This window comes from Eudoraea algarum (assembly GCF_050589645.1).
In the GTDB taxonomy this organism is placed as follows: Bacteria; Bacteroidota; Bacteroidia; order Flavobacteriales; family Flavobacteriaceae; genus JBNGOQ01.
Window position 1 is genome coordinate 378,099 of record NZ_JBNGOQ010000004.1, and the last position, 25,087, is coordinate 403,185.

Here is a 25,087-nt window from a genome sequence, read left to right on the forward strand (position 1 = left end):
CTTTACGAAAATGAAAAGATTTGCACTGCCTATTAGGTTTGGGATTGTAACCAGTGGTTGCCTTATCGCATATTTTTTGATTTTATCGCTCTTTGGTCTACATACCAACGTTTTCTACAGTCTTTTTAACGGGGTCATTACAGGCTTTGGAATCTATGAGGCTATAAAGTACCTTAGAATACAGGACCGTGAAGGCTTTTCCTATAGTAAGGGTTTTTCCGCTGGCATCGTAACGGGCTTTGTGGCGACCTTAATTTTTACGGTTTTCTTTGCCTTTTACGCTACAGAGGTCAACGCTGGTTTTTTGGAAGCACTCTCTTCCGTGTTTTTCAAGGATTTCAAGAATTTTGAAGGCATTGTTTTCTTCACTGTGGCTATCATGGGTTTTGCCACTACACTGGTCCTTACGCTGTCCTTTATGCAACTGTTCAAGTCCTCCAACAATCTCAAAAAGAAATCTGCCTAAATTCCCTAAAAATCGCTTGTGGATTAATGATTTAGCCCTATATTTGCACCCGCCTAGGAAAAAGCGACCCGTTTTTTCTTTGGCAAACAAACCCACCGATAGACGTGGGTCTTATAAAAACTAAATTAATATACACGCTATGTATGCAATTGTAGAGATGGCAGGGCAGCAATTTAAGGTTGCGAAAGACCAAAAAGTGTATGTTCACCGTTTGCAGACAGAGGAAGGGGAAAAAGTTACTTTTGACCAGGTACTCCTGTTGGATGATGGAAAGAACGTTACTGTTGGCGCCCCAGCTATAAGCGGTGCGGCCGTTGAGGCCAAAGTCGTTAAGCACCTCAAGGGTGATAAAGTAATTGTCTTTAAAAAGAAAAGACGTAAGGGATACCGAAAAAAGAACGGTCACCGCCAGTACCTGACTGAAATCGTAGTTGAAAAGATTGTTGCATCTGGCGCTAAAAAGGCGGCTCCGGCCAAGGCGAAAGCAGCTCCTGCCAAAGCAAAAGAGGCTCCTGCCAAGGCGAAAGCAGCTCCGGTAGCAACTAAGGCAGCTCCTAAGAAGGCAGCAGCACCAAAGGCTGCTGAAAAACCAAAGGCAGCTGCTCCCAAAGCAGCACCAAAGAAGGAGGCCAAGGTAGATCTTGCAAAACACACGGTCGCCGAACTAAAGGAGATGGCAAAGGCCAAAGGAATTGAGGGAATCTCTTCCATGAAGAAGGCAGATTTGATTGCCGCATTAAGTAAGTAGTACGAACTAAAATAGTATATCATGGCACATAAAAAAGGTGTAGGTAGTTCAAAAAACGGTAGGGAATCGGAATCGAAACGCTTGGGCGTTAAGATTTTCGGTGGACAGGCCGCTATCGCTGGAAACATCATCGTTAGGCAGCGCGGTACCAGGCACAATCCAGGAGAGAATGTGTATGCCGGAAAAGATCATACATTGCATGCCCGTATAGACGGTATTGTAAAATTTGAAAAGAAAGCAGGCGGAAAATCCTATGTTTCCATAGAGCCTTTTGAGGCTTAGGCATTTCTTTCTAAAACAGTAAAAACCCTTTCTATTCCGGAAGCTTCCGGAGGTTGGGGTTTTTTTTATTGCCTTGAGCGTACCTTGCCGGAAATGTTTTCTTCTTCAACACCTCATCACTTTGCTTATCTTTATTGTCCGTGAACCACTAGTCAGTATGAAAACCACGACGCTACTGTTCTTTTGTTTGGCCATAGGTGTTCTTACACCTTTGTACGGTCAAGACAGAATCCACATAGTGGTGCCTACCGCTATGGAAGAAACTGATCAGGTTTGGGGTGCCATCAGCGATATTACATTTTTTGAACAACAGGGATATACCCTAAACTTGCCCAAGGGCAGACTGATCGATACCTTGATCACTAAATCGAAATCCGGTGACTTAACACCGGCAGACTACACGGCGCTAAAAAAATTTATGGCCCAGCAGGTGTACAGGCAGGCCAACTACGAAAATGGGGTAAGGCAAATTGAAGCCCAAAAAGAGTTGCTTCATGGCATGCTTGGGCAATTGGAAGCCAAGCGGTTGCCATGGGGGTTTAAGGAATTTCCTGTCTACAAGGTCTTGCTTAGCCTGTATGGTTCCGGGGGAAGTTATAATCCGGATACCGGAGCCATAGTGGTCCTAACTACGGTAGAGGGTGGGTTTAAACAATATAGGAACCCAGCCAATACCTTGATCCACGAAATCGTACACATAGGCTTGGAACACCCTATTATGGAAAAGTACCAGGTACCGCATGGCTTAAAGGAGCGCATCGTAGATCGGTTTGTGTACCTGAGTTTTGGGGAACATCTTCCCGAATATAAAGTTCAGGATATGGGAGATCCCAGAATCGATGCCCACTTAAGGAGTATACAGGATTTGGACCGCCTGGATGAAATCGTTGCGCAGTTTTTAAGGGAGCATTGACTTCTAAAGTCTCGCCTCTGCTTGTTTTAACAGCTCCCGCACCCTTTTTTTTAGACCCTCGGGTTCAACAATTTTGGCAAAATCCCCGAACGTCAAATACCATCGCGGGAAGGTATGTACGATGTCTCGGGTCATAAAGGTCAATTCTACCTCCTTGCCCATGGTCTTTTCCGATACAAAGCCATAGTTTTTTCGTTCCCCCTGTAAATACCGTGCTACCATCTTGTCTACCAGGACCCGCACCTTGGTGGTAGGAACATCCTTGCAGGCCTTGCGGTATTCATCCAAGGTACCGTGTTCCAAGCGAAAAGGCTCCGATGCCCTGCGTATGTTCACCATCCGATCTGTACGGAACTGCCTGTAATCCTGGCGAAAATGACAATAGCCCAATACGTACCAATGGTTGTTTTCGTGGAATAGGCCTACCGGTTCAATATTGCGTCTGGTAGGTTCCTCTTCCCGTAGGGATTTATATTCCAAAGCGACTTGTCTTTTTTCCGCAATACTTTCGAAGAGGATTTCAAGTGCGTCGGGAAGATTTTCGTTGAACAGCTCCTGGGCCGAGTTGATCCGCACCTGTGCTTCCAGGGCGCTTACCCAATCCTTTTCCCTGCCCCGTAAAACGGATTTTATCTTGAACATGGCCGATTTGTGATGGGCACCCAGGCTTTTGTCCGTGAACTGTTGCATGAGTTTTTCCGCAGCCACAAAACTCCCTGCTTCCTCTCGCGTAAACATCACCGGGGGCAACCGATAGCCCTCCATAATGGAATACCCTACTCCGGCCTCGCTTACTATAGGGACGCCGGAGGCTTCCAAGGTGCGGATGTCCCGGTAGACCGTTCTGAGACTTACCTGAAAACGGTCGGCCAATTCCTGGGCCTTTACAATGCGCTTGGATTGCAATTGGATCAGTATGGCAACAATGCGGTCAAAACGTTTTACGGTATCTACGCCCATGATGGAAAAATATATATTCCAAAGATAAGATTTCAAACAAAAGAAGCGGTTAGGATCAAACATAAAGCGTTCCCTTTTTTGACCCTAATTTCTTGGGCCCTACTGCAAAGAAAGGTAGGTGTGGTGACAACCCTATGTCAGCTGAGTGCCTTGATTCAGGGCTTTTAACAGCTTTCAAATAAAAATAATGGCTACTGACAAAGGGCTGTCACTTGTCGGTTCTACCTTTGGTTGCAGAAAGATATTTCACCTAAACACATACATGATGAACAAGATGGAAACAACAGAAAAAGCACAGGTAATCACGGCAGCGGAACTATTGGAACACTGGCAGGGCCATAGAAATCTTACGAGAAAACTCATCGTGGCCTTTCCCGAAAAGGAGTTTTTTGACTTTTCTATTGGAGGGATGCGACCCTTCGCTGAAATGGTACTGGAACTTCTGGCCATAGCAGCTCCCGCTATCCGGGAAATTGCCACAGGAAAACCCGAAGTGTTCAATGAACATCCCGACCACGGCAAGAGCAAGGACAACATCTTACAATGGTGGGATAAGGCCACCGAGGAAATCAATGACCATTGGAAAGGGATTCCCACCTCACGGTTTCACGAGACGATCAAGACCTTTGGCCAGTGGGACGGTACCGTGCAGTCCTCGATTTTCTATTTTATGGATAACGAGATACACCATCGTGGCCAAGGATATGTTTATCTAAGGGCACTGGGCATTGAACCTCCTCTTTTTTGGGAGCGATAACATCAAAAACACACCTATGAAAACAGTTTTGGTATTTAAGACATCGGTTACCAGAAACAATGAAGTAAGCTTGTTACGACCTTTGTTGAACGATTTGATCAACAAGGAAGGACGTTGGAATTTTGATTTGGAGGATTGTGATAAGATCCTTCGTGTGGAAACTGTTAAGCCAAAGCCCGAGGCCGTAGTTTCAGCCTTAAAATTTAAAGGATTCCGATGCGAAGAACTGCTATAAAAGGATCTTTTGGGGTCTCTTCGAACGCTGATCGTAAGCCTCCTGGGAAGGGAAAGGCCAAGGAGGTAATTTTGTTTGGTATCGTACGGGCACGTACCAAAAAATTGCGTATTATGTAGGGACAATTTGATATGTCATGAAATTTGAACTAAACAAGGGTATGGCAGTCCTGGAGCGCACTCCGGAGGTCCTGAAAACCATGTTGGCCAGGTTACCCGAGGAATGGACACACAAAAATGAGGGGGGCGACTCCTGGAGTCCCTTTGATGTGGTTGGACATTTGATCCATGGTGAAAAAACGGATTGGATGGTCCGGACCGGGATTATTCTAGGAGCAGGAAGCAACAAAACGTTTGAACCCTACGATCGGTTTGCACAATTTGAAAACAGCCGGGGGAAAACTCTGGACGTAATGCTTGCTGAATTTACGGCACTCCGATCGCAAAATCTCACCACCCTGCGGTCAAAACAATTGTCCCCAGTAGATTTGGAAAAAAAGGGCGTTCACCCCGAACTTGGTCCGGTTAGCTTAAGTCAACTCTTGGCTGCATGGGTAGTGCATGATCTGGGGCATATTGCCCAGGTATCCAGGGTCATGGCCAAGCAATATAGCACCGAAGTGGGCCCATGGACAAAATACCTTACTATTTTAAAACACCGACCTAAGGAATAGGGTGAGTATCCTTGTCCGAAAGGTATAGCGAGGGGTTACAATTTTGGGCAAAAGACCAGAAGATATTTTCTACACTGGAAAATGTTCATTTTCAATACCGTCTTTGCTGGGTGCTGCATTTTTGGTGCTTGGTCATCCCGGCCATAACCATTTGCATGATACGGATCTTGCCCCAACGGGGCATGGTGCGAAGGCCCAACATTAATATTTTGGACAGCCCTCCCGGAAAGACCGTAGCAGTTCTACCCAGTGCTTTGAGTATGGGAACACCTACTTCATCCGGTCTTAGGGCGTTGCCCATCTGCATCTGTGCGATACGGGAAAACCCACTGTTCACTGGTCCTGGTGCCGCAGAGAGTACATCTACCCCATATGGTCTCAGTTCATGGTACAGCGCTTCTCCCAGCGACTGCACATAAGCTTTGGTAGCTGCGTAGTGGGCCGCATGGGGAACACCTTGGAAACCAACCAAGGAGCTCATTAGAATAATGCCGCCCCGTTTGCGTTCCGAAAATTTTCTCGCATAGTAATGCGTCAACATGAGTAAGGCAAAGGAATTCACGCGCAGCATCCGCAACTCCGTATCCAGTTCGGCGTCCACAAAGGAGCCCGAGGTACCAAAACCTGCAGAGGCTACAAATAAACCTACCTCTACATCGTCTATAGCCTCTACAAGGGAGTATACCTCTTCGGAATAGGACAGATCAGCGATGATAGTTTTGGTCCGTATTCTATACTTGCTTTCCAAGGTTTCTCCCAATGTTTCCAAATACGGTCCCCTGCGTCCCGTAAGAATGAGGCTCAGTCCGGCTTCGGCCAAACGCGTTGCCAACTCTTGCCCGATACCTGAGGAAGCCCCAGTAACCAAAGCCCATGGACCATAGTTTGCTTTTAGGCGCTTTCTTAGTTTTTTGGAAGTTTTCATACATATGTGTTTGGTTTAGAATTGAAATCGGTAGCCAAAATCGGGGAAGAAACCAATCTGGTCCACCTGGTCCACACGATCGGTCAATCTGTTATAACGGCGCACAAAGACGTTTTCGTTGGCGGTAAGGTTCTGAAGGTCCAAATAGAACTGGTGCGAACGTTTTTTTCCGCTGCTGTTGATTTTAATACCGAACTTAAAGTCCCATCTAAAATAAGCGTCGTACTGCTCGCTAAAGGCCAGATCTTCTTGCAGGACTTCAAAACCTGCCTGTTGGGATGCCTCCAGGTCCACGGGCGTATAGTAGCGCCCCCCGGAAGTGGTGAGTCGGGTATCAAAGAAGAGCACATTCTTACGGGCCTTGCCCACTTTGTATTCCCTTCCCGCCAGGAGGTTTACCACATAACCATTGTTAAAGGGTGAATTGCGCTCCACACCATCACTCCCTGTGTACTTGCTTTCAAAAAAAGAGGCGGTCAATAGTCCATAAAACCCTTTGTTGAAGAACTTTTCAAGGGTGAGTTCAATGCCCTGGTTAAAACCGGTACCCTCATTGACCAAGGAAACACGGTCGTTGTCAAAACCAAAATCCGCACCTTCGGTAAGCGTGGAATAGCTAGAGGAAAAGGCTTCCACCCCTGCCTTGTCAATATCCTGATAGTAGATTTCCACTTTACCACGCCAGCTTTCGGCAAGCTTTACATCGTATCCCAGTACGTAATGATCGCTACGAACAAAATCGAGCCCTCTATTGGTCTGAACCAGGGCACCATTGACCTGTTCATTTAAAAACAGCAGCGGAAGGGATATAGGTTGGTGGTGCAGGCCGTAGCCAAAATTAAGACGGTGCCTAGGGGCTATGACATAGGCGATGGCGGCCCTGGGCTCCCATACGAATTGTTCATTGAGGGTACTGTACTGCGCGTGCAATCCCGTGTTCAGCGTTAATTTTCCACTAAGTCGAAACTGCCCTTGCACATAGGGTTGAAAAAGACTAAGGCTTTCGTCGATATTGCGAAAGCTAAAGAGATCGGGATCTCCGTCTCCGTCCAAATCCGCTTGTTCCTCTCGATCGCGCAAGACACTTTTGATGCCGAAATTTTCAATCAAGATCCCTGTTCTCAGGGTGCTTTTATTGCTTAATTTGGAATTGAAAAGGGTAGAAAAGGTAAAGCGGGTTTCGCTGTCGTCGACCTGGGTATATCGGATGATCCTTTCTTGTGGGGTGTCCTTTTCAATAAAACGGTCAACGGTAAAGTCGTTCCCCGAATAAGACCCGGAAACAATACTTCGCAAAAAGGAATTCTTCCCGATGGGGAGGCGGTGTTTTAGCCCTACTACCCCGAAACGCGATTCTACAAAAGTGTTCTCGTCCTCTGCGGCAAAAAGATCGGTCTCATCAATATCGTCCCCCAGGAATTCTATATCGGATGTCCCCAAGATACCGAATAAGGAAAAATTTCCCAGTGTACCCCTACCGAAATTTATATTGAAGGATACGTCGCTGTAGTCTGGTGTTGCGGAGGTGCCTCCAGCGCCCACGCCAAGAAGGCCCACCAAGGAATATCTCCCTGCCACGAGAAAGGAGCCGTTGTTTTTGCCCAGGGGGCCTTCGGCCACGGCCTCTACACCTGTAAAGATTCCCGTCTGCAGCGTATATTCGTAGCGGTCCGTATTTCCCTCACGGAACCCGAGATCGAACACTCCGCCAAGGGCATTCCCGTATTCTGCGGGGAAGGCCGAGGTGATAAAATCCGAGTTTTTCAGCAGATTGGGATTGAGGGCCGAAACAGGTCCGCCGGTTGTTCCCTGGGTAGAGAAATGGTTTGGGCTGGGAATGGGAACCCCCTCCAGACGCCATAGCAATCCTGTAGGGGAGTTGCCCCGCACTACAATATCGTTTCTGCTATCGTCTGGTGCCGAGACCCCGGCAAAATTAGCCGCTAATCGGCCCACATCACTGCGCCCCCCAGAGAAGCGGGTAACTTCCTCTAGCCCAAATTGGCGGGCCGATACCGTAGCCAGTTTATTTATCGCGCGATCTTTGTTGGTTTCAACACTGAGCACCACCTCGTCCAATTGATCATAGGCTTCGATCAGGGCTACGTTGAGGAACACATCCTTTCCTGTGGTGACCTCTATATTCGGCAGGACCAGGGTTTCATATCCAATATGGCTTATACGTACCATCTGCCTGCCAATGGGGACATCGGTTAAGGTAAACCTGCCTTGGATATCGGTTACCACTCCTGTAACTATGTGCCCATTTAAGAGCGCTACCGTGGCGCCCTCTAGCGGACCTTCAGATTGCTTATCGAGTACAGTGCCTTTTATAAGGCCGGTCTGTGCCAGTGATACCTGAACAATAAAGAGGAGGAAAAAAACAAGGGTTTGTTTCATAACATCGGGATTTTTTTGATTTTCCCAAAGATGGGTCTGGCAGTTGGGTCCCGGGGAGTGCAAAATTCCGAAGTGTAGTTTTTTGGGCTGAACCGTAGTGAAAACCACTGAAGGGCAATTTCCAGGGCATTGTGGAGGGCAACTCAGTCCACCCCCGGATAGCTACGGTTCAAGGGTTATTTTGCCAACTAAATGCCGGCTAACACGGCTCTTTTTTTGTTCTTACGTATCTTTAAACCCATAATTTTGATCATGTTTAAAAGCAAGGCAGTCAAAAAATTTGTTTTCCGTTGGATGGTCGTCAACGTGGTGTACCTCATGGTAAAACTTACCATTGACCACGAGGAAGAAATGGAAAGTTTTTTTACAGCTACCAGTGCCTTCTACTATTTCAGTGCCTTTTTTCTCTTTATGCTCACCTGGGAGATTAATGACTGGCTGTTAAGAAGGCAAAAAAGAAAAGGAGGACTCGATTTTAAAAGTAGCCTGAGGATTTTGGGTAAAACCATGGCCATTAGTCTTCCGATGAGTGCACTTGTTTACTATTTGGCGCTGTTCCCTTTTCGAGAGACGATTGGGATTGTCTGTGTAGACCCTGCCCTGGAATTTAGAACGGATTTTTTAAGGGCTGCCTTATTGGGAGCTACCGTCATTTTTTTTAATATGTTCCATTTTTCCATGAACCAAAGGGATGAAATGAAACAGCAAATGGAAGACCTAAAAAAGGAAATGATGGCATCCCGTTACACCTCCTTAAGGAGTCAGATAAGTCCACATTTTTTGTTCAATAGCTTAAACACCCTTACCTCACTCATGTATGAAGACCGGGACCTGGCTTCCGATTTCGTTACCCGCCTGGCATCGAGTTATCGCTATATTTTGGATACTGGGGAAGAGGATTTGATAAGCTTGGAAAAGGAACTGAATTTTCTGGATTCCTTTGTGTTTATGATGAATGTGCGGCATAAGGACGCGGTAATCATAAAAACGGATGTTGACCTACCCTCGGAAAAATACCAAATACCTACCTTGTCCCTTCAAATGTTAGTGGAAAATGCCCTGAAGCACAATCACTATTCCAAGGAGAGGCCCTTGCATATTAGCATTTCCAGTATTGGCAATGAGGCGCTGGTAATAAAAAACAACCTGAGAAAAAGGATCTTAAAGGAGGAAACAACACAAGTGGGCCTTAAGAACATCAAAAAACGATATGCCCACTACACCAATAAATTGGTATTGGTACGGGAGGAAGATGGTATCTTTGAAGTAATCCTTCCCCTATTGGCCAAAGATGTGAAAGAGTTGAACCTGTTATCCGTATCCTGACATGAACGCCGTAATCATCGAGGACGAGGAATTTGCTTCCAAAAGGCTTGCACGGCTTATAGGGGAGTTGGCCCCGGAAATTGAAATTTCCGCGCAGCTGAGCTCGGTGGAAAGTGGCAGCGCATGGTTTTCGCAAAATACACCTCCAGATTTAATCTTTTTGGACATTCAACTCAACGATGGCTATGGGTTTGATATTTTGGACAATTTGGAGGACCATCCACCGGTAATTTTCACCACGGCCTATAACGAATATGCGGTACGGGGCTTTAAATATAATGGACTCGACTATTTGTTAAAACCCATCGTCAAAGCCGATCTTCGGACGGCCTTGGACAAGTTCAGGAAAACATCCACCAACAATGAAGGTTTCTCTGAACTGAAGTTCGAACGGATGAAACAATTGTTCCAAAAGGAATACAAACACCGTTTTATGGTGAAGGTCGGCAACCAGTTCCGTTCCTTCGATGTGGACGATATTGCTTATTTTAAATCCAATGAGGGCCTTATATACCTACATACGCATACCGCCCAGAGCTATCCCATTGAGTACTCCATAGATCAGTTGGAGAACATTCTAAATCCTATCCATTTTTTTAGGATCAATCGGAAGTTCATGGTTTCTGTAAAAGCGGTCATTGAAATCCACACGTACTTCAACAGTCGGTTATTGCTAAAATTAAAGCCCAGGGAGGAAACCCAGGTCATTGTGTCCAGGGAACGGACCACCAATTTTAAGCGATGGTTGGATATGTAAGGGATACCAACCCAAAAGAAAACCCTTTGATTCATAACAATGTTACGGTCAAAGGGTCTTTTATCCTTGGTCTAACTTCGCCATGGCGAAGTGGTCTAATTTCTAGTATCTATAGTATTCCGGCTTATACGGGCCTTCTACTTTTACACCAATGTATTCTGCTTGATCTTCCTTAAGCTCCGTAAGTTCGGCGCCCAAACGTGCCAAATGTAGTTTGGCCACTTTCTCATCCAAATGCTTGGGTAGCATATACACCTCATTGTTGTATTTGTCGCTATGCTTCCACAGTTCGATTTGTGCCAGGGTCTGGTTCGTAAAGGAATTGCTCATCACAAAGCTGGGATGTCCCGTAGCACAGCCAAGGTTTACCAAACGGCCTTCGGCCAATATGATGACATCTTTCCCATCCAAGGTGTATTTGTCTACCTGGGGCTTGATTTCATCCTTGGTATCACCGTAGTTATCGTTTAGCCAGGCCATATCTATCTCATTGTCAAAATGTCCGATGTTACAGACGATTGCCTTGTCCTTTAGCGCCTTAAAATGCTCGCCACGGATGATATCCTTGTTTCCTGTGGTGGTAATTACGACATCTGCATGGGAGATTACGGTTTCCAATTTTTTTACCTCGTAACCATCCATACAGGCCTGTAAAGCACAAATGGGGTCAATTTCCGTAACGGTTACTATGGAACCGGCACCCCTAAAAGAAGCGGCGGTACCTTTGCCCACATCCCCGTACCCGGCCACCACTACCCGCTTTCCGGCCAACATGGTATCCGTGGCTCGTCGGATAGCGTCTACAGCACTCTCCCGACAGCCATATTTGTTGTCGAATTTGGATTTGGTCACAGAGTCGTTTACATTGATGGCAGGCATGGGCAAAGTGCCCTTTTGTACACGTTCATATAAACGGTGAACCCCTGTAGTGGTCTCCTCGGACAGGCCTTTGATGCCCGTAGCAAGCTCCGGGAACTGGTCCAGCACCATATTGGTAAGGTCGCCCCCATCGTCCAGGATCATATTCAATGGCTGGCGGTCTTCGCCAAAAAACAGGGTCTGTTCAATACACCAATCAAATTCTTCCTCGGTCATCCCCTTCCATGCATAAACCGGAATACCAGTTGCGGCTATAGCTGCTGCGGCATGGTCCTGGGTAGAAAATATATTGCAGGAACTCCAGGTGACCTCTGCGCCGAGTTCCACCAGGGTTTCGATCAATACTGCTGTCTGAATGGTCATATGGAGACATCCAGCAATACGGGCCCCTTTTAAAGGTTGCTCGTTCTTGTATTCTTCCCTAAGGGACATTAAGCCCGGCATTTCTGCCTCGGCCAATTCAATTTCTTTTCTTCCCCAATCCGCAAGGGAAATATCCTTTACCTTATAGGGCACATAAGACACGGTTTTGGTACTCATATCCTTTTTTATTTTTACTTTAGCCAGACGGCTATATTTATAGCGAATACAAAGGTAGTGATTACTTAAATAAAGCAATGCCTCTTTACAAAACTATAACGGTAAACCCCTCCATAAAGGTTTATATCTGGAAGATCGAGGAGTCAGAATCCGAGCTTTCCAAGGGTATCGAATTGACCAAAAATTGCCAGGAGCGTATGTTGGGAATGAAATCCGAACTGCATCGAAGGGGTTTTTTGAGTATTCGCCATTTAATGGCTCAAGCGGGTTACGAGGACTGCGATCTGTACTACGACGAAGCAGGAAAACCCCATTTAAGGGACAACAGGCACATCTCCATTACCCATTCGCACCAGTTTACGGGGATTATCGTGGGGGCCATGGACGAGGTGGGTATTGACATTGAAAAGAAGCGGGACAAGATTTTACGGATTGCCCACAAATTTACACCTTTGGAAGAGTACCGTACTTTGGCCAATACGGAAGCCATAATTCGCAAACTTACCGTTGTATGGGGCGCCAAGGAATCGCTTTACAAGATTTATGCCACCCATGGACTTAGTTTTTTGCATCATATCCATATTGAGGACTTTTCCCTTTCAGATGCAGTGACCACAGGGGAAATTTTGTACCATGGCAATACGTCCACCTATCAAATTTCTTTTTTGGAATTTGAAGGATTTGCTTGTGTTTATGCTGTAATGGATGATTAGCTGCTTTTGATCCATAGCGGAAACTAGATACTTTGAACCCAAAACTTTGAATCTGAAACCTTGAACCAACATCCAAAATGAACATATCTGTTGAGCTAACCCTTACCCCCTTGCAGGACAATTTTGAGGAACCCATTGTCCATTTTATCCAAAAACTCCGTAAATCGGGCCTTACCGTACTGGAAAACCCTTTGAGCACTCAAGTATATGGAGAATACGACCAGGTAATGAATGTCTTGAATTCAGAAATTAAAGAAGTGTTGGAAGCCATGGAACGGGGTCTCTTATACATGAAAATAGTCAAATCGGACCGAAGCGATTATGAGCCACATTTTTGATTGGATTTTTTCGCAATACCAGGATACCCCGACCCATTTGATTGTCTTGGAAATGATCGGGGTCCTATTCGGATTTTTGAGCGTATGGTACTCCAAAAGGGAAAATATACTGGTCTTTCCAACAGGGATCATAAGCACCGGGATCTTTGTGTATATTCTATTGGTTTTTGGCCTTTTGGGCGATATGTTGATCAACGCCTACTACTTTGTGATGAGTATTTTCGGCTGGTACATATGGACCCGGAAAATAGATGAAACCCATTTTATACCCATCACCCGGACCAACACCAAGGAAAAAAAGTGGTCGGTCTTTTTGTTTGTGACCACCGTTGCCTTCGTTTGTGGTGTTTATTTGATCTTTGATAAGTTCGAAAGCTGGACCGCGTATGTGGATACCCTTACAACGGCAATTTTCTTTGTGGGGATGTGGCTTATGGCCAGGAAAAAACTCGAGAATTGGGTATATTGGATTATTGGCGATGTGATATCCGTGCCCCTGTATTTGTACAAAGGTCTTATCTTTACCTCGCTTCAATATCTGTTGTTCACCGTTATCGCCATATTAGGATACTACGCATGGAGGAAAAGTTTAAACAAGAGCCCTCAGACCTTGTTAAAGTAGTGCTTTTTGGTCCGGAGTCTACCGGTAAAACTACCTTGTCCAAGCAATTGGCAGCACACTACGGCACGCTCTGGGTACCTGAATACGCCAGGGAATATCTCCAAAACAAATGGGACAGGGAGCAAAAAACATGTGAACCTCATGATTTATTGCCCATAGCAGAAGGTCAGATGCGGTCCGAAAATGAACTGGCCAAAAAGGCCAAGGACTTGCTCATTTGCGATACCGATCTTTTGGAGACCAAAGTATATTCCGAGGCCTATTATGTAGGAAACTGTGATCCGGTACTGGAAAAATACGCCTTGGAGAACACCTATGATCTTTACTTCCTCACCTACATCGATATACCATGGATAAAGGACGATCTCCGTGACAAGCCGGATGAACGCCAACGCATGTTTGCTTATTTCAAGGATACTTTAGAGAAATATAACAGGAATTTTGTTATTTTGAAGGGAGATAGGTCCCTCCGCTTACAAACAGCCATCCAGGCAATTAACAAACTGCTTAAATAATGAATAATCTTTCGGAATACGATTTAGGACAACTGGTAAAAAAGGGAGTACCGGAAAGGAAAGTTTTAGATCAAATAGAAACGTTTAAAGAGGGCATTCCGTTCGTTGACCTGGAAAAGGCCGCCACGGTTTCCGATGGTATTTTGAAATTTTCCGAGGAGGAGGAAAAACAATTGATAGCGGAATATGACAAACAGGGCAAAACCCGGTCGCTATTAAAATTTGTACCGGCTTCCGGGGCAGCGTCCAGAATGTTCAAAGCCTTGTTTCATTTTTTGAAAACCTATGACTTTGAAAAGGAAGGTTTTGATGCCTATTTGGAGCGAACCAAGGACCTAGAGGTCAAAGGTTTTTTTGATGGTCTGGAGAAATTTCCGTTTTACAGGGAGGTGCAAGCCAGAATTGCAAATAAAGCCCTGTCCGAGGATCACGGGAAATTTTTGTTCGTCAGGGAGATGTTATTGGAAGACGGACTTAACTTCGGGGACCACCCAAAAGGGTTGTTGCCCTTTCACGATTACGGGGATTATCGCGTTACACCTTTTGAGGAACATCTAAAGGAAGCCGCACTATATGCCCGAACCGATCAGGGTGCCAAACTGCATTTTACCATCTCCGAACAGCACAGCGCCCTATTTAAATTACAATTCGAATCGATCAGGGAACGGGTGGTGGCAGCCATGGGCGCCGAATTTGATATTAGCTACTCCTTTCAGAAGTCCTCTACGGATACCATAGCGGTAACGCTTGAAAACGAACCTTTCAGAAACCCGGATGGTTCCCTTTTGTTTAGGCCCGGAGGCCATGGTGCGCTAATAGAGAATCTTAATGAGCAGGATGCGGATATCATATTCATTAAAAATATTGACAATGTTGTAGTGCCCCAATTTGCCAATGCGATGGCCGATAGCAAAAAAGTATTGGGCGGACTCTTGCTCAGGATACAGAGCAGGGCCTTTGAATATGCCAAAATGCTAGACCTTAGGGACATTACCGCAGAGGAGCTCCAGGGCGCAAAACGTTTTTTGGAAGAAGAACTTAACGCAAGATTTTCGGAGCGTTTCTCAAGTTTTAGCATCGCTGAACAGATAGAGGTACTAAAGGACAAGATCAACAGGCCCATACGTGTTTGCGGCATGGTCAAAAATGAAGGAGAGCCAGGAGGCGGACCGTTTTGGACAAAGGACAGGAGCGATCATGTTTCCCTTCAGATCATAGAATCGGCACAGGTGGATATGTCCAATGCGGAACAAGTGGATATTTTTAAGAACTCAACACATTTTAATCCTGTGGATCTGGTGTGTGGGATAAAAAGTTATGAGGGGAAGAAGTATAATTTGCTCAATTTTGTTGATTTCAAACAAGGCTTCATTACCCAGAAGACCAAAGAGGGAAAAAACCTCAAAGCGCTGGAACTTCCCGGCCTTTGGAACGGTGCCATGGCACACTGGAATACAATTTTTGTAGAGGTCCCACTGATTACATTCAATCCTGTAAAGACGGTAAACGACCTCTTAAAACCAGCGCACCAAGTTAAATAGTCTGCCTCCATGTTAAAGAGGTGTGTAAATCTTATACATATCCAGATATAATTACACAGCTTTATACAAAACAAGGGCAAACTAAAATTCTGTAAACTTCTGATTATCAATAAATTAGTTATTTTTTGGATTATGGCACTGTTTTTCGTATTTATCCCTGGATTCATGCGGGACTTTTATTTATGCCTCACAGGACCTGCATGAAATCCAATTTTATATAGAGTTAGTTTTTGGTTAGTTTGGTTTTAAGAAGCCCCGATGGAAAGAAACCCTCGGGGCTTTTTTTATGGTGCGAAGGGAAGAAGGTGAAAAGTGTGTAAAATGTATACGCTTTCAAAAAGGAATACACATAATTATACAACTACAATTTTCATTGATTTCTATTAAATTATTGATAATCAGCTATATAAAACAATAAAGTGCCCAAATAGGCAATTGGTATCATTTTTTCAAGGGTATGGACAAGTTTAATTATTAAATAAAATAAAAGATAAAGATCATGAAAAAATTATTTTTTGCAGCCGCATTTGCCCTAGTAGGATTAACCGCATTTGCCCAAGATGAGGCGCAGGCCGATGCTACCGAAGTGGTGGTGGCCCAAGACGATTATACAGAAATCGCTGCCAGTGAATTGCCCGAAGCAGTAACCGCTGCTGTAGCCAAGAATTACCCTACGGCTACCATCAATAAGGCGTATATCAATGAAGCCAAGCAGTACAAATTGGAAGTGTCCTTGGAAGACGGGACAACAGGAACATTGTTTGCCGATGCGGAGGGTAACTGGATCGATCAATAATTTAACTTGAGTTATTTGTTTTGTATCAAGTTGGTTTGGTTAGAAAGGGATCATTTAGTTGGTCCCTTTCTTTTTTGTCATTATTTTAAGAATTGTTGCGGCCTTCCCTAGGTATTTTTACGTACATACCTATATAAGTACGTTTTTGATATGCCCAAAATCTTGATTATTGAGGATGACGCCGCCTTTTGTCAAATGCTGCAAAAGTTTTTGACCAAAAAAGGATATGAGGTACAGACCAGCTTTACCGCATCGGATGCCAAAACCAAGTTCGGCCGTGAGGAGTTCCATTTGGTACTTACCGATTTAAGGCTCCCCAACTACGACGGAATTCAGTTATTGTCTGAAATTAAAAAATTAACACCGAGAACCCCGGTAATCGTAATGACCGGATATGCGGAGGTAGGGACCGCCGTAAGGGCCATGAAAAAGGGGGCTCACGATTATATCTCCAAACCCTTTACCCCAGACGAAATGGTCATGGTTATCGCAGCTGCCTTGAAGGATGGCACTGCCACCTTGGACACGCCATCCAAGCCTACCAAGAAGAACCGTGATGGTGTTCAACAAAATAAGACCGTTTCAGGAACCGGGGACGCTTCCAAAAAGCTCAACGATTATGTAAAGTTGGTGGCACCGACAGATATGTCCGTCCTTATTTCCGGGGAGAGCGGTACGGGAAAAGAGGTAACGGCAAGGGCAATACATGAATACAGTAAAAGAAAGGACTTTACTTTTGTAGCAGTAGATTGCGGGGCTATTCCCAAGGAAATTGCCACCAGCGAGTTCTTTGGACATATCAAGGGGAGCTTTACCGGTGCAGTGGAAGATAAAATAGGTCATTTTGAAGCGGCCAACGAGGGCACCTTATTTCTAGATGAAATCGGTAACCTTTCCTATGAAAATCAGATGCAACTGCTACGGGCATTGCAGGAACGAAAGATAAAAAAGTTGGGAAGTACCCAAGAAATTGAGGTAGACCTGCGTATTATTACCGCAACTAATGAAGATCTGGCCGCGGCAGTAGAAAGAGGCACTTTTAGGGAAGACCTGTACCATAGGCTCAACGAGTTTTCCATTGAGATACCCTCCCTGGCAGACCGGTACGAAGACTTGGTGTTGTTTGCCGATTATTTTTTACAGCGCGCCAATGAAACCCTCAATAAGAATGTAGTAGGCTTTACCGAGGAGGTCCTGGAAATTTTTGAACGCTATTCCTGGCCAGGAAACCTAAGAGAGCTGCAAAATGTTATAAAACGCGCCGTATTACTGACTACAACGGATTATGTGGAGCGCGCTGCCCTGGCCAAGGAGCTAGTCCAAGGCTCAGGAAAGGATGTGCTTGTGGAGAACTTTTCCAAAGAGCATTATGAAAAGGACCAAATTATTAAAGCTTTGAAACGGGCCAATTTCAACAAGTCAAAGGCCGCAAAATTGCTACAGGTAACCCGAAAGACCCTTTACAATAAAATTAACCACTATAACTTGGACTTTTAGTCAAATGGGAGTTTACCGCCTGCAAAAGGGTCGCGATCTCTTCACCTAGGGCATCAAAGTTGGCCTTTAGTTTGCTAGCCTCGGGCTCCTTCTCGATCAACTCCAAGCGTTCCAGGATAACAACACTACCCGTAGCTTTGAGCTGACGGAACATGGGCAACATCCTATGTGCCGTTTGGTTGATCTGTGCATAGTTATTTGTGGAAACCCCTGCTTTCAAAAGCTTCATGTTTTTACGGGTATCGGCCCTAAAGGTATACAGCACCTCATTGATCGCTTCCTCCTGATCACCCAGAAAGGAATGGAGTACCTCCAAGCTAAATAGGGAAGATCTAGTTGTGTTTGGAGAGGATGCGGGAACCATTTGCGAAGGTTCCGTTATCGTTTGAGGGAATAGTTGGCCCAGTAACTGCATGAGCTGGTTTTTGGAAAAAGGTTTGGACAGTACTGCGGCAAAACCTGCCTGTTCATATACTTCCTGTTTCAGGTCCTTTCTTCCGGTCATGGCTATGATCGGCTGATCTATGTAATGTGGATAGGCCGTGGAACGCAATTTTTCAAGGACTTCAAATCCGTTGATAAAGGGCATTTGGATATCGGTCAGTACCAAGTCGTAAGTGAGATCCGGGCCGCGGCCTATATCCTTAAAATCGTTAAAAACATGCGCCTTGATCCCTGCGTTATGGCAAACGTCCTCCAACAGTTCCAACATGGCCCTGTCATCGTCCAAAATGAGTATACTAAGCCCAGCGACCGAAAGTTGCGCTGCCTTTTTTTGCGTTTCCGGAGGGCTTGTTGAACGTTCCAAAGGAAGCTGTAGACTAAAGGTGCTGCCTTTGTCTCCCTGGCTTTCGAGACGGATCGACCCGCCTAAAAGATCGGCCAGTTTTTTGGAAATCGTGAGACCAAGACCATAGCCCCCGTATTTTTTTTCGGTACTCTCTTCCGCTTGGGTGAATTCCTTGAAAATAAGTTCCTGTTTTTCCTTTTTGATCCCTATTCCACTATCGGTTACCGTAATTACCGCGGTATAGATATCATTGTCCTTGCGAAGTATGCGGGCACTTATCTTAATGAACCCTTCCTGTGTAAATTTATAGGCATTATCGATAAGGTTGGTAAGTATTTGACGAATTCTAAAGGGATCCGATAATACCGTTTCTTCCAAGCGTTGGTCTATGTCCAGTTCCAATGTTACATTTTTTTTGTGATAGAGCTCCTTGAGATGTTCCGAAGTTTCCCGAATCACATACGCCAGAACAAAGGGAATCCTTTCAATGGTTATCTTGTCGGCCTCCAACTTGGAAAAATCCAGAAGGTCGTTTACCAAGCTGTTCACATAGCTCGAGGCCGATTTTACATTCCTTAAATAACCCACCTGTTTTCCTGTGAGCCCGGTATTCTCCATCAATTCGGAATAGCCCGAAATAGTGTTCAATGGGGTGCGCAGGTCATGGCTTACCGTGGAAATTAACCGCTCCCTGCTTTTTAGGAGGGACTCGGAATACTTTTTTTCCATTTCCAGTTTTTGCCGGTAGGTCTGCACCCGCCAAAAGTCTCGCGTAATCAAAAACGTAAAGATCCCTACCACAATAAATCCCATAAGGGCGGCAAAACCGGCCAGGCGAATACTTCGCTTGAGCGCGGATTGTTTTTTGAGGTTGTCATTGTAGGACCTGATCATGATTTCCCGCTCAAAGGCCGAAATAATACCGCGCAATTGACGGGAAAGCTCCAGGTCGTTTCTGTTCAGCTCCATTTCCTTCCTGGCCAGTGATCTTTGCGTCTCGGTATCGATCTGTTTGGCCCGATCAAGGATTAGCTTGGAAGCGGTAAGGACAGAGTCTAACTGCTTTGAGTTGGACATCCCAGAGGTGCTTTCGGGGATGTTTTCGTTTAAATAGGCCACCCAATCCTCCAGGATCTTTCGTTTGTACGGTTCCAATTTCTCGGGATTTTGGTTGAAATTTTCAACGGTCAGTTTCCCAAAGGAAGCTTCCATTTTACCCAACTCTTCCAAGGCATCGTCAATGGAACTGTTTGAAGCGCTTTTCATCTTCAACCTTCGGAGTTGGTTGCTATTGCTCACCTTCTCCTTCAACAAGACCTGTACACTATCCAATAGGTTTTTCTGATGATTACTCTCGGTAAGTGCCTTTAAAAGGTCTATTTCCAATAGCACCGAATCAATTTTTTGGGAATAGGCATCAAAGTTTTTCCTGGTTCTGGTCTGAAGCGCCATTTTGGATAGGCTCTCGGCCTCGTGAAGTTCCGTGAGCAAAGATCCGGCCCGCAACAGTTTAATATCGTTTTCTTCGGCGGTCTCGGAGGAGAGAAAGACCCGTATTTCAGATAATATAAAATAACCTGCAACCAATGCCAAGCACCCCAGGATCAGGTAGCTGAACATTATTTTTAGCGTGAATTTGTTTTTGGATCCGTTCATCTTGCTGTTTGGGGAACAAAGGACATACAGTATTTACGTAAGCGGCCCTTGGAAGGTTTATACCTAAAGGTTAATTGTTGGCCCTTTTGTTATGAAATGTCAGAACCCAAAGCTATCTTTGTGGTATCTCAAAGGGGTGCTCATCCGGACAATGACCGGAATGGGCTGAGATTATACCCAATGAACCTGGGCAGGTAATGCTGCCAAGGGATGGCCACAAGGCCACAATTTGGAATTTTCAAGGTTTCGGAAGAAACAAAAATCAAGTTAAACCAGAATAATAGCCCCTTTTATTCGTAGAAATTTTTTACGGATGAAAACTATATTCACAACTTTGGCCTGCTCAGGGCTGACCATGGGCGCCATGGCCCAAGAAAGTCCCACGGATTCACTGATGGGCAAAAAAATTGTACTGGACGAGGTGTTGGTTCAGGCGGTAAGGGTAACCAAACAAATGCCGGTTACCTTCTCCAATCTGGATAGGACGGAGATAGCACCTAGGAATTTGGGCCAGGACATCCCTGTATTAATGAACTTTTTACCTTCCGTGGTTACCACTTCCGATGCGGGAGCGGGTGTGGGCTACACGGGCATACGGGTGCGAGGCAGTGATGCCACACGGGTAAACGTGACCATCAACGGGATTCCCTATAATGATGCCGAATCGCACGGTACCTTTTGGGTAAATATGCCCGATTTTGCGTCCTCCACGGAAAGTTTGCAGTTGCAGCGTGGGGTTGGTACCTCTACCAATGGGGCGGGCGCTTTTGGAGCCAGTCTTAACCTATTGACCGATGCAGTTTCTGAAGACGGCTATGGAAAAATTTCCTCTTCCATAGGCAGCTTTAACACCCTTAGGAACAATATAAAGTTCAGTACGGGCCTGTTGACCGATCATATCGAAATTTCGGGCCGTTTATCACGGATTACTTCTGACGGATATATAGATCGTGCTTCTTCCGAACTGGATTCCTATTTTTTGCAGGGGGCCTATCGTGATGACAATACCCTGATAAAGGCCTTGTTGTTCGGCGGACATGAAATAACGTACCAGTCCTGGTTTGGGATCGATGCTGCCACCTTGGCAACGGATAGGACCTTTAATCCTGCCGGACTATATACCGATGAAAACGGAAATACCCGATTTCATGAAAATCAGGTAGACAATTATAAACAGGACCATGCGCAACTGCTCTGGAACGAACAAATATCGGATACCTGGAGCAGCAACATTGCCTTGCACTACACCAGGGGCAGGGGCTTCTTCGAGGAGTTTAGGGAAGACGACGATTTTGACACCTATGGCATAACGCCAATAACGGTGGACGGTACGCTTGTAAATACAACCGATATTATTCGTAGACGCTGGTTGGATAACGATTTTTATGGCACCGTATTTTCCGCGAATTACAAGAAAGGCAAGGTAGACCTAATCCTCGGTGGAGGATGGAACAACTATAAAGGGGATCATTTTGGGGAGGTTATTTGGGCCCGTTTTGCCAACAATGTCAATAGCAGGGATAGGTATTATGAGGACAACTCCACCAAGACCGACCTTAATCTTTTCGCCAAAGCCAATTACAAGTTGAACGATACATGGAGCCTCTATGGAGATCTACAGTATAGAACGGTAACCTACGAGGCAAACGGAGCGGATACGGGATTGGTAGACGACACCTTCAATTTCTTCAATCCCAAGGCCGGGATTACCTATGATTTGGACCCCAACAACAATTTTTATTTTTCCTATGCCGTGGCCCATCGCGAACCCAACAGGAACGATTATGAAAACGGGAGCCCCAGGCAGGAGCGATTAAATGATTTTGAACTGGGCTGGCGGTATGTCTCACCTCGTATACAATTGAATGCCAACCTGTATTACATGGATTACAAAGACCAATTGATATTAACCGGCAATATTAACGATGTAGGGGCCTATATTAGAGCCAACGTGGCCGACAGCTATCGTGCGGGACTGGAATTGGACGCCAGTATACAGTTTTCGGACAAATTTTCCATGAGGCCAAATTTGGCCCTGAGCAGCAATAAAATAAAGGATTTTGTTCTTGTGCGGGATGGGGTTACTACGAATTTGGGAGATACCAACATTGCCTTTTCACCCTCCATAATTGCTGGAAATGTCATTTCTTATGCACCTTTGAACGATTTTGAACTGGCTTTGTATTCCAAACTTGTCGGGGATCAATATTTGAGCAATACCGATACAGAGGCGTCCATGTTGGAGGGCTATTTTACGACCGATTTTAATATCACCTATGAAATTAGGACGAGACGTATTTTCAAGTCCGTTGTCCTATCCGGATTGGTAAACAATATTTTTGATGAACGATATGTGTCCAATGGATACACCTTCCTGGACAATTTTTCCACCCCTGGAAATTCGTTTGAGGTTCAAGGCTTTTATCCACAGGCAGGCACCAACTTTCTCCTAGGGGCCAGCTTCAATTTTTAGGACCATTACTTAGGAAATCCAGAGCGGTGCCGTACCTTTAAGCTAAGACACATAGGGATCCAAGAATGGGCTTTTACGATTTATCAAAGGAAGCGCGGGCAATACTGGTGGAGGAAATTCATCAAGCTATTGCCCGCAATATCGCGGAAGGGGAAACCCCCGCGATCCTGAGTTATTTTTCCAACGAGGATACCTATATCCGAAAAGCAGGCTATCTCGCCATGGGTAGGATATACATGGCCCAGGAGGATCAACGGGAAAACATCAAGGCGCAACTGCTTAAGTTGTTGAAATCCCATAACGAAAAGGTACGGCAAACCACAATCAATGCGGCTGGCGAAATAGGAAAGTACCATTTTGAGGCAGTATCCATTTTTTTTGACAAAGGCCTTTTTGATCCACATCATTCCGTTAGGAACGCGGTTATTGGTTCCCTAAAGAAAATGGGCCAAAAAAATCCGGGACCTACCTTGGCATGGGCCAAGGGTTACCTAAATCATCCGGACAAGGAAATCCGACGGGAAGTTTGCCATGGAATCGAACTAAGGGGAAGAACGCACCCGCAGGATGTATTGCCCTTATTGGAGGTTCTGCAAGATGATGCCACCGCGAGGGTGAAAAATACACTGGTTCACGTCTTAGGACAGATTTCCTATAAAAAAGGCTGTTTGGAAACGGTGATAAGGACGTTGGCAGCTTGGGAGAACAAGGAACTGGTGGCCAAGGCCATAGACGAGATTGTGGATGTGCACCACAGGTATAAAAATTTTTCAGCGCTTACGCAGCAGCAGGCCATAAGGTACATTGATGAAAATTATTGGAAAGAACACCAAGGGACCAACTAAGGGTTTTCCTGCCTACCACAGATGATGTACATGGGGTTTTATGAGGGTGGTGTATATCTCCTCCACAAGCTTGCGTTCTTCCGTTCCTAAGGAAGGTAGAACAGAAGCGGAGCAATTGGACAGCAGGTGTTCGGGTTTGGAGGCCCCTGGAATAATGCAGCCCACCTCGGGAAAATCCAAGATCCAACGTAGGGCGAGCGGCGCCAAATTGGTGTGGCCCGGAAAGACCGATTTAAGCCTGCGTACCGCTTCGAGACCTATTTCATAGGGGACACCCGAAAAGGTCTCTCCCTTGTCGAACCCAGCACCATCCCGATTAAAAAAGCGATGATCTTCCTTTCCGAATACGGTATCGGCGGTAAATTTCCCTGTTAAAAGCCCGCTGGCCAAGGGCACACGTACCAGAATGCCAATATCCTTCTTTTTGGCCTGTTCAAAAAAGAGTTCCATGGGCCGTTGCCGGAACATATTGAAAATAATCTGAACGGTGCTTACGTTGGGATATTCGATGCCCTTAAGGGCTTCCTCCACCTTTTCCACGCTAATGCCCAGGCTTTTGATCTTGCCTTCGTCCTTCAAACGATCAAAGAGTTCAAAAATCTCCGGCCGGTAGTACACTTCGGTAGGGGGGCAGTGCAGTTGGATCAGGTCCAGACATTCCAGTCCTGTATTCCTTAAACTGGCCTCCACATAGGAACGCAATACCTTTGGCGTATAATTCTCATTGATGTGCGGATTGATTTGTCGCCCGCATTTGGTCGCAACGTATACCTGTTCAGATCGCGAGCGGACCACCCTACCTACCGCGGCCTCACTTGCGCCGGCTTCGTAAACATCGGCCGTATCCATAAAGTTAATACCTTGGTCTATGGCCTCATTAATAGTTTTTTCGGCTAAAGTGTCGTCAAAACCGGAGCCCCAGGTGCCGCCTACTTGCCAAGTGCCCAAGGAGATTTCGGAGACCTCAAAATTGGTTTTCCCCAAACGTCTGTACTGCATGGTTTAATTGGATATGGTTACTACATTGCCACTAAAGGTAGCCCGATATTCCAACATATCATAAAAGCGCTCACCCGTATCGGGCCGGTTGAGAAACTGACCGGTAAAAAGGCTGTACTCGTAATCCTCGCAAGGACATATCGCCGTTTGTCCGTTGAGTTCCGTGGTAGAACAGGAATTAGGGGCATGGTTGGGGCAGCTCGCTTCAAAAACCCTGAATTGGTTGAAGCCCGTATTGATTACAAAGGCCCCTCGGGTGCCCACACCGGCGTTGTTCACATAAACGGCATTGCCCGTATTGGTCAAAGGGCTGTACAAGGGAAGGTTCAGATTAAGGTCAAATCGGAAACCAATTTCCTGCAGAAAAGGGTTTCTATTGGATCTACCGCTATCACAGGAAAGTATCAAAATCCCTAAAAAAAAGCCCCATATCAATCTCAT

Annotated in this window: 25 protein-coding genes; 18 read left to right on the forward strand and 7 right to left on the reverse strand. The window is 45.6% G+C overall.

The window, feature by feature from the left end; all coding sequences use genetic code 11:
- Positions 1–10: 10 nt before the first annotated feature.
- The 4 genes from ACRD67_RS16830 to ACRD67_RS16845 all read left to right on the forward strand — a co-directional run bounded on the left by ACRD67_RS16830 (position 11) and on the right by ACRD67_RS16845 (position 2,409).
- Entirely contained in the window at positions 11–466 is a 456-nt protein-coding gene (locus tag ACRD67_RS16830) for a DUF4199 domain-containing protein (RefSeq protein WP_430968390.1), read from the forward strand.
- A 139-nt stretch (positions 467–605) separates the two neighbouring features.
- Positions 606–1,214 carry a 50S ribosomal protein L21 gene (gene rplU / locus ACRD67_RS16835; RefSeq protein ID WP_430968391.1) on the forward strand — a complete coding sequence of 203 codons (609 nt, stop codon included), beginning with the start codon at positions 606–608 and terminating at the stop codon, positions 1,212–1,214.
- Positions 1,215–1,235: 21 nt separating this feature from the next.
- Positions 1,236–1,496, forward strand: coding sequence for a 50S ribosomal protein L27 (rpmA, locus tag ACRD67_RS16840; protein ID WP_430968392.1), 261 nt, complete (start codon positions 1,236–1,238; stop codon positions 1,494–1,496).
- Positions 1,497–1,653: 157 nt separating this feature from the next.
- Positions 1,654–2,409, forward strand: coding sequence for a hypothetical protein (locus ACRD67_RS16845; protein ID WP_430968393.1), 756 nt, complete (start codon positions 1,654–1,656; stop codon positions 2,407–2,409).
- A 3-nt stretch (positions 2,410–2,412) separates the two neighbouring features.
- Here ACRD67_RS16845 and ACRD67_RS16850 read toward each other — a convergent pair whose 3' ends face one another.
- Positions 2,413–3,369 carry a helix-turn-helix transcriptional regulator gene (locus ACRD67_RS16850; protein ID WP_430968394.1) on the reverse strand — a complete coding sequence of 319 codons (957 nt, stop codon included), beginning with the start codon at positions 3,367–3,369 and terminating at the stop codon, positions 2,413–2,415.
- A gap of 265 nt (positions 3,370–3,634) precedes the next feature.
- Between ACRD67_RS16850 and ACRD67_RS16855 the strand changes: the two genes are divergently transcribed.
- From ACRD67_RS16855 to ACRD67_RS16865, 3 genes are all read left to right on the forward strand, one after another.
- Complete coding sequence (locus tag ACRD67_RS16855; RefSeq protein WP_430968678.1) at positions 3,635–4,126, forward strand: DinB family protein; 492 nt, start codon at positions 3,635–3,637, stop codon at positions 4,124–4,126.
- A 16-nt stretch (positions 4,127–4,142) separates the two neighbouring features.
- Positions 4,143–4,361, forward strand: a complete 219-nt coding sequence (locus ACRD67_RS16860; RefSeq protein ID WP_430968395.1) for a hypothetical protein — start codon at positions 4,143–4,145, stop codon at positions 4,359–4,361.
- A 136-nt stretch (positions 4,362–4,497) separates the two neighbouring features.
- Positions 4,498–5,034: a DinB family protein gene (locus tag ACRD67_RS16865; RefSeq protein ID WP_430968396.1), complete on the forward strand. Its 537-nt coding sequence runs from the start codon at positions 4,498–4,500 to the stop codon at positions 5,032–5,034.
- Between the two features lie 91 nt (positions 5,035–5,125).
- On the opposite strand, the gene ACRD67_RS16870 is transcribed toward ACRD67_RS16865, so the two are convergent.
- Positions 5,126–5,959 carry an SDR family NAD(P)-dependent oxidoreductase gene (locus ACRD67_RS16870; protein WP_430968397.1) on the reverse strand — a complete coding sequence of 278 codons (834 nt, stop codon included), beginning with the start codon at positions 5,957–5,959 and terminating at the stop codon, positions 5,126–5,128.
- Between the two features lie 15 nt (positions 5,960–5,974).
- A complete protein-coding gene (locus ACRD67_RS16875) occupies positions 5,975–8,359 on the reverse strand; it encodes a TonB-dependent receptor (protein ID WP_430968398.1) in 2,385 nt (794 codons plus the stop codon).
- Positions 8,360–8,611: 252 nt separating this feature from the next.
- On the opposite strand from ACRD67_RS16875, the gene ACRD67_RS16880 reads away from it, so the two are divergent.
- Positions 8,612–9,685 (forward strand): sensor histidine kinase, encoded by a 1,074-nt coding sequence (locus tag ACRD67_RS16880; RefSeq protein ID WP_430968399.1) that lies wholly within the window; start codon positions 8,612–8,614, stop codon positions 9,683–9,685.
- Position 9,686: 1 nt separating this feature from the next.
- The gene (locus ACRD67_RS16885; protein WP_430968400.1) at positions 9,687–10,442 is read left to right on the forward strand and encodes a LytR/AlgR family response regulator transcription factor; all 756 of its coding nucleotides are present in this window, start codon (positions 9,687–9,689) and stop codon (positions 10,440–10,442) included.
- Positions 10,443–10,544: 102 nt separating this feature from the next.
- On the opposite strand, the gene ahcY is transcribed toward ACRD67_RS16885, so the two are convergent.
- Complete coding sequence (gene ahcY / locus ACRD67_RS16890; RefSeq protein ID WP_430968401.1) at positions 10,545–11,861, reverse strand: adenosylhomocysteinase; 1,317 nt, start codon at positions 11,859–11,861, stop codon at positions 10,545–10,547.
- A gap of 77 nt (positions 11,862–11,938) precedes the next feature.
- Here ahcY and ACRD67_RS16895 point away from each other — a divergent pair, with 77 nt between their 5' ends.
- From ACRD67_RS16895 to ACRD67_RS16925, 7 genes are all read left to right on the forward strand, one after another.
- Positions 11,939–12,574 carry a 4'-phosphopantetheinyl transferase family protein gene (locus ACRD67_RS16895; RefSeq protein WP_430968402.1) on the forward strand — a complete coding sequence of 212 codons (636 nt, stop codon included), beginning with the start codon at positions 11,939–11,941 and terminating at the stop codon, positions 12,572–12,574.
- Between the two features lie 77 nt (positions 12,575–12,651).
- Entirely contained in the window at positions 12,652–12,912 is a 261-nt protein-coding gene (locus ACRD67_RS16900) for a thiamine-binding protein (protein WP_430968403.1), read from the forward strand.
- Positions 12,896–13,534, forward strand: coding sequence for a nicotinamide riboside transporter PnuC (pnuC, locus tag ACRD67_RS16905; RefSeq protein ID WP_430968404.1), 639 nt, complete (start codon positions 12,896–12,898; stop codon positions 13,532–13,534). The genes ACRD67_RS16900 and pnuC overlap by 17 nt, the downstream gene beginning before the upstream one ends.
- Entirely contained in the window at positions 13,489–14,049 is a 561-nt protein-coding gene (locus tag ACRD67_RS16910; RefSeq protein ID WP_430968405.1) for an AAA family ATPase, read from the forward strand. Before pnuC ends, ACRD67_RS16910 begins: the two co-directional genes overlap by 46 nt.
- Positions 14,049–15,590 (forward strand): DUF4301 family protein, encoded by a 1,542-nt coding sequence (locus ACRD67_RS16915; RefSeq protein WP_430968406.1) that lies wholly within the window; start codon positions 14,049–14,051, stop codon positions 15,588–15,590. Before ACRD67_RS16910 ends, ACRD67_RS16915 begins: the two co-directional genes overlap by 1 nt.
- Before the next feature lie 499 nt (positions 15,591–16,089).
- Positions 16,090–16,386: a hypothetical protein gene (locus ACRD67_RS16920; RefSeq protein WP_430968407.1), complete on the forward strand. Its 297-nt coding sequence runs from the start codon at positions 16,090–16,092 to the stop codon at positions 16,384–16,386.
- A 150-nt stretch (positions 16,387–16,536) separates the two neighbouring features.
- Positions 16,537–17,883, forward strand: coding sequence for a sigma-54-dependent transcriptional regulator (locus ACRD67_RS16925; RefSeq protein WP_430968408.1), 1,347 nt, complete (start codon positions 16,537–16,539; stop codon positions 17,881–17,883).
- On the opposite strand, the gene ACRD67_RS16930 is transcribed toward ACRD67_RS16925, so the two are convergent.
- A complete protein-coding gene (locus ACRD67_RS16930) occupies positions 17,858–20,329 on the reverse strand; it encodes a hybrid sensor histidine kinase/response regulator (RefSeq protein WP_430968409.1) in 2,472 nt (823 codons plus the stop codon). The two genes, ACRD67_RS16925 and ACRD67_RS16930, sit on opposite strands and share 26 nt — an antisense overlap.
- A 313-nt stretch (positions 20,330–20,642) precedes the next feature.
- Between ACRD67_RS16930 and ACRD67_RS16935 the strand changes: the two genes are divergently transcribed.
- Together ACRD67_RS16935 and ACRD67_RS16940 are read left to right on the forward strand one after the other, a co-directional pair.
- Complete coding sequence (locus ACRD67_RS16935) at positions 20,643–22,802, forward strand: TonB-dependent receptor (RefSeq protein ID WP_430968410.1); 2,160 nt, start codon at positions 20,643–20,645, stop codon at positions 22,800–22,802.
- 65 nt (positions 22,803–22,867) lie between these two features.
- Entirely contained in the window at positions 22,868–23,647 is a 780-nt protein-coding gene (locus ACRD67_RS16940; RefSeq protein ID WP_430968411.1) for a HEAT repeat domain-containing protein, read from the forward strand.
- Positions 23,648–23,659: 12 nt separating this feature from the next.
- Here the strand turns inward: ACRD67_RS16940 and ACRD67_RS16945 are convergent, their stop codons facing one another.
- On the reverse strand, positions 23,660–24,646 hold the full coding sequence (locus ACRD67_RS16945) for an aldo/keto reductase (protein ID WP_430968412.1): 987 nt from the start codon (positions 24,644–24,646) through the stop codon (positions 23,660–23,662).
- 3 nt (positions 24,647–24,649) lie between these two features.
- Complete coding sequence (locus ACRD67_RS16950) at positions 24,650–25,087, reverse strand: Rieske (2Fe-2S) protein (protein WP_430968413.1); 438 nt, start codon at positions 25,085–25,087, stop codon at positions 24,650–24,652.

What these genes read in the sequence shown, in the direction of transcription:
- ACRD67_RS16830 (WP_430968390.1), top strand. Translation starts at nt 11, where the DNA reads ATGAAAAGATTTGCACTGCCTATTAGGTTTGGGATTGTAACCAGTGGT.
- rplU (WP_430968391.1), top strand. Translation starts at nt 606, where the DNA reads ATGTATGCAATTGTAGAGATGGCAGGGCAGCAATTTAAGGTTGCGAAA.
- rpmA (WP_430968392.1), top strand. Translation starts at nt 1,236, where the DNA reads ATGGCACATAAAAAAGGTGTAGGTAGTTCAAAAAACGGTAGGGAATCG.
- ACRD67_RS16845 (WP_430968393.1), top strand. Translation starts at nt 1,654, where the DNA reads ATGAAAACCACGACGCTACTGTTCTTTTGTTTGGCCATAGGTGTTCTT.
- ACRD67_RS16850 (WP_430968394.1), bottom strand. Translation starts at nt 3,369, where the DNA reads ATGGGCGTAGATACCGTAAAACGTTTTGACCGCATTGTTGCCATACTG.
- ACRD67_RS16855 (WP_430968678.1), top strand. Translation starts at nt 3,635, where the DNA reads ATGAACAAGATGGAAACAACAGAAAAAGCACAGGTAATCACGGCAGCG.
- ACRD67_RS16860 (WP_430968395.1), top strand. Translation starts at nt 4,143, where the DNA reads ATGAAAACAGTTTTGGTATTTAAGACATCGGTTACCAGAAACAATGAA.
- ACRD67_RS16865 (WP_430968396.1), top strand. Translation starts at nt 4,498, where the DNA reads ATGAAATTTGAACTAAACAAGGGTATGGCAGTCCTGGAGCGCACTCCG.
- ACRD67_RS16870 (WP_430968397.1), bottom strand. Translation starts at nt 5,959, where the DNA reads ATGAAAACTTCCAAAAAACTAAGAAAGCGCCTAAAAGCAAACTATGGT.
- ACRD67_RS16875 (WP_430968398.1), bottom strand. Translation starts at nt 8,359, where the DNA reads ATGAAACAAACCCTTGTTTTTTTCCTCCTCTTTATTGTTCAGGTATCA.
- ACRD67_RS16880 (WP_430968399.1), top strand. Translation starts at nt 8,612, where the DNA reads ATGTTTAAAAGCAAGGCAGTCAAAAAATTTGTTTTCCGTTGGATGGTC.
- ACRD67_RS16885 (WP_430968400.1), top strand. Translation starts at nt 9,687, where the DNA reads ATGAACGCCGTAATCATCGAGGACGAGGAATTTGCTTCCAAAAGGCTT.
- ahcY (WP_430968401.1), bottom strand. Translation starts at nt 11,861, where the DNA reads ATGAGTACCAAAACCGTGTCTTATGTGCCCTATAAGGTAAAGGATATT.
- ACRD67_RS16895 (WP_430968402.1), top strand. Translation starts at nt 11,939, where the DNA reads ATGCCTCTTTACAAAACTATAACGGTAAACCCCTCCATAAAGGTTTAT.
- ACRD67_RS16900 (WP_430968403.1), top strand. Translation starts at nt 12,652, where the DNA reads ATGAACATATCTGTTGAGCTAACCCTTACCCCCTTGCAGGACAATTTT.
- pnuC (WP_430968404.1), top strand. Translation starts at nt 12,896, where the DNA reads ATGAGCCACATTTTTGATTGGATTTTTTCGCAATACCAGGATACCCCG.
- ACRD67_RS16910 (WP_430968405.1), top strand. Translation starts at nt 13,489, where the DNA reads ATGGAGGAAAAGTTTAAACAAGAGCCCTCAGACCTTGTTAAAGTAGTG.
- ACRD67_RS16915 (WP_430968406.1), top strand. Translation starts at nt 14,049, where the DNA reads ATGAATAATCTTTCGGAATACGATTTAGGACAACTGGTAAAAAAGGGA.
- ACRD67_RS16920 (WP_430968407.1), top strand. Translation starts at nt 16,090, where the DNA reads ATGAAAAAATTATTTTTTGCAGCCGCATTTGCCCTAGTAGGATTAACC.
- ACRD67_RS16925 (WP_430968408.1), top strand. Translation starts at nt 16,537, where the DNA reads ATGCCCAAAATCTTGATTATTGAGGATGACGCCGCCTTTTGTCAAATG.
- ACRD67_RS16930 (WP_430968409.1), bottom strand. Translation starts at nt 20,329, where the DNA reads ATGAACGGATCCAAAAACAAATTCACGCTAAAAATAATGTTCAGCTAC.
- ACRD67_RS16935 (WP_430968410.1), top strand. Translation starts at nt 20,643, where the DNA reads ATGAAAACTATATTCACAACTTTGGCCTGCTCAGGGCTGACCATGGGC.
- ACRD67_RS16940 (WP_430968411.1), top strand. Translation starts at nt 22,868, where the DNA reads ATGGGCTTTTACGATTTATCAAAGGAAGCGCGGGCAATACTGGTGGAG.
- ACRD67_RS16945 (WP_430968412.1), bottom strand. Translation starts at nt 24,646, where the DNA reads ATGCAGTACAGACGTTTGGGGAAAACCAATTTTGAGGTCTCCGAAATC.
- ACRD67_RS16950 (WP_430968413.1), bottom strand. Translation starts at nt 25,087, where the DNA reads ATGAGATTGATATGGGGCTTTTTTTTAGGGATTTTGATACTTTCCTGT.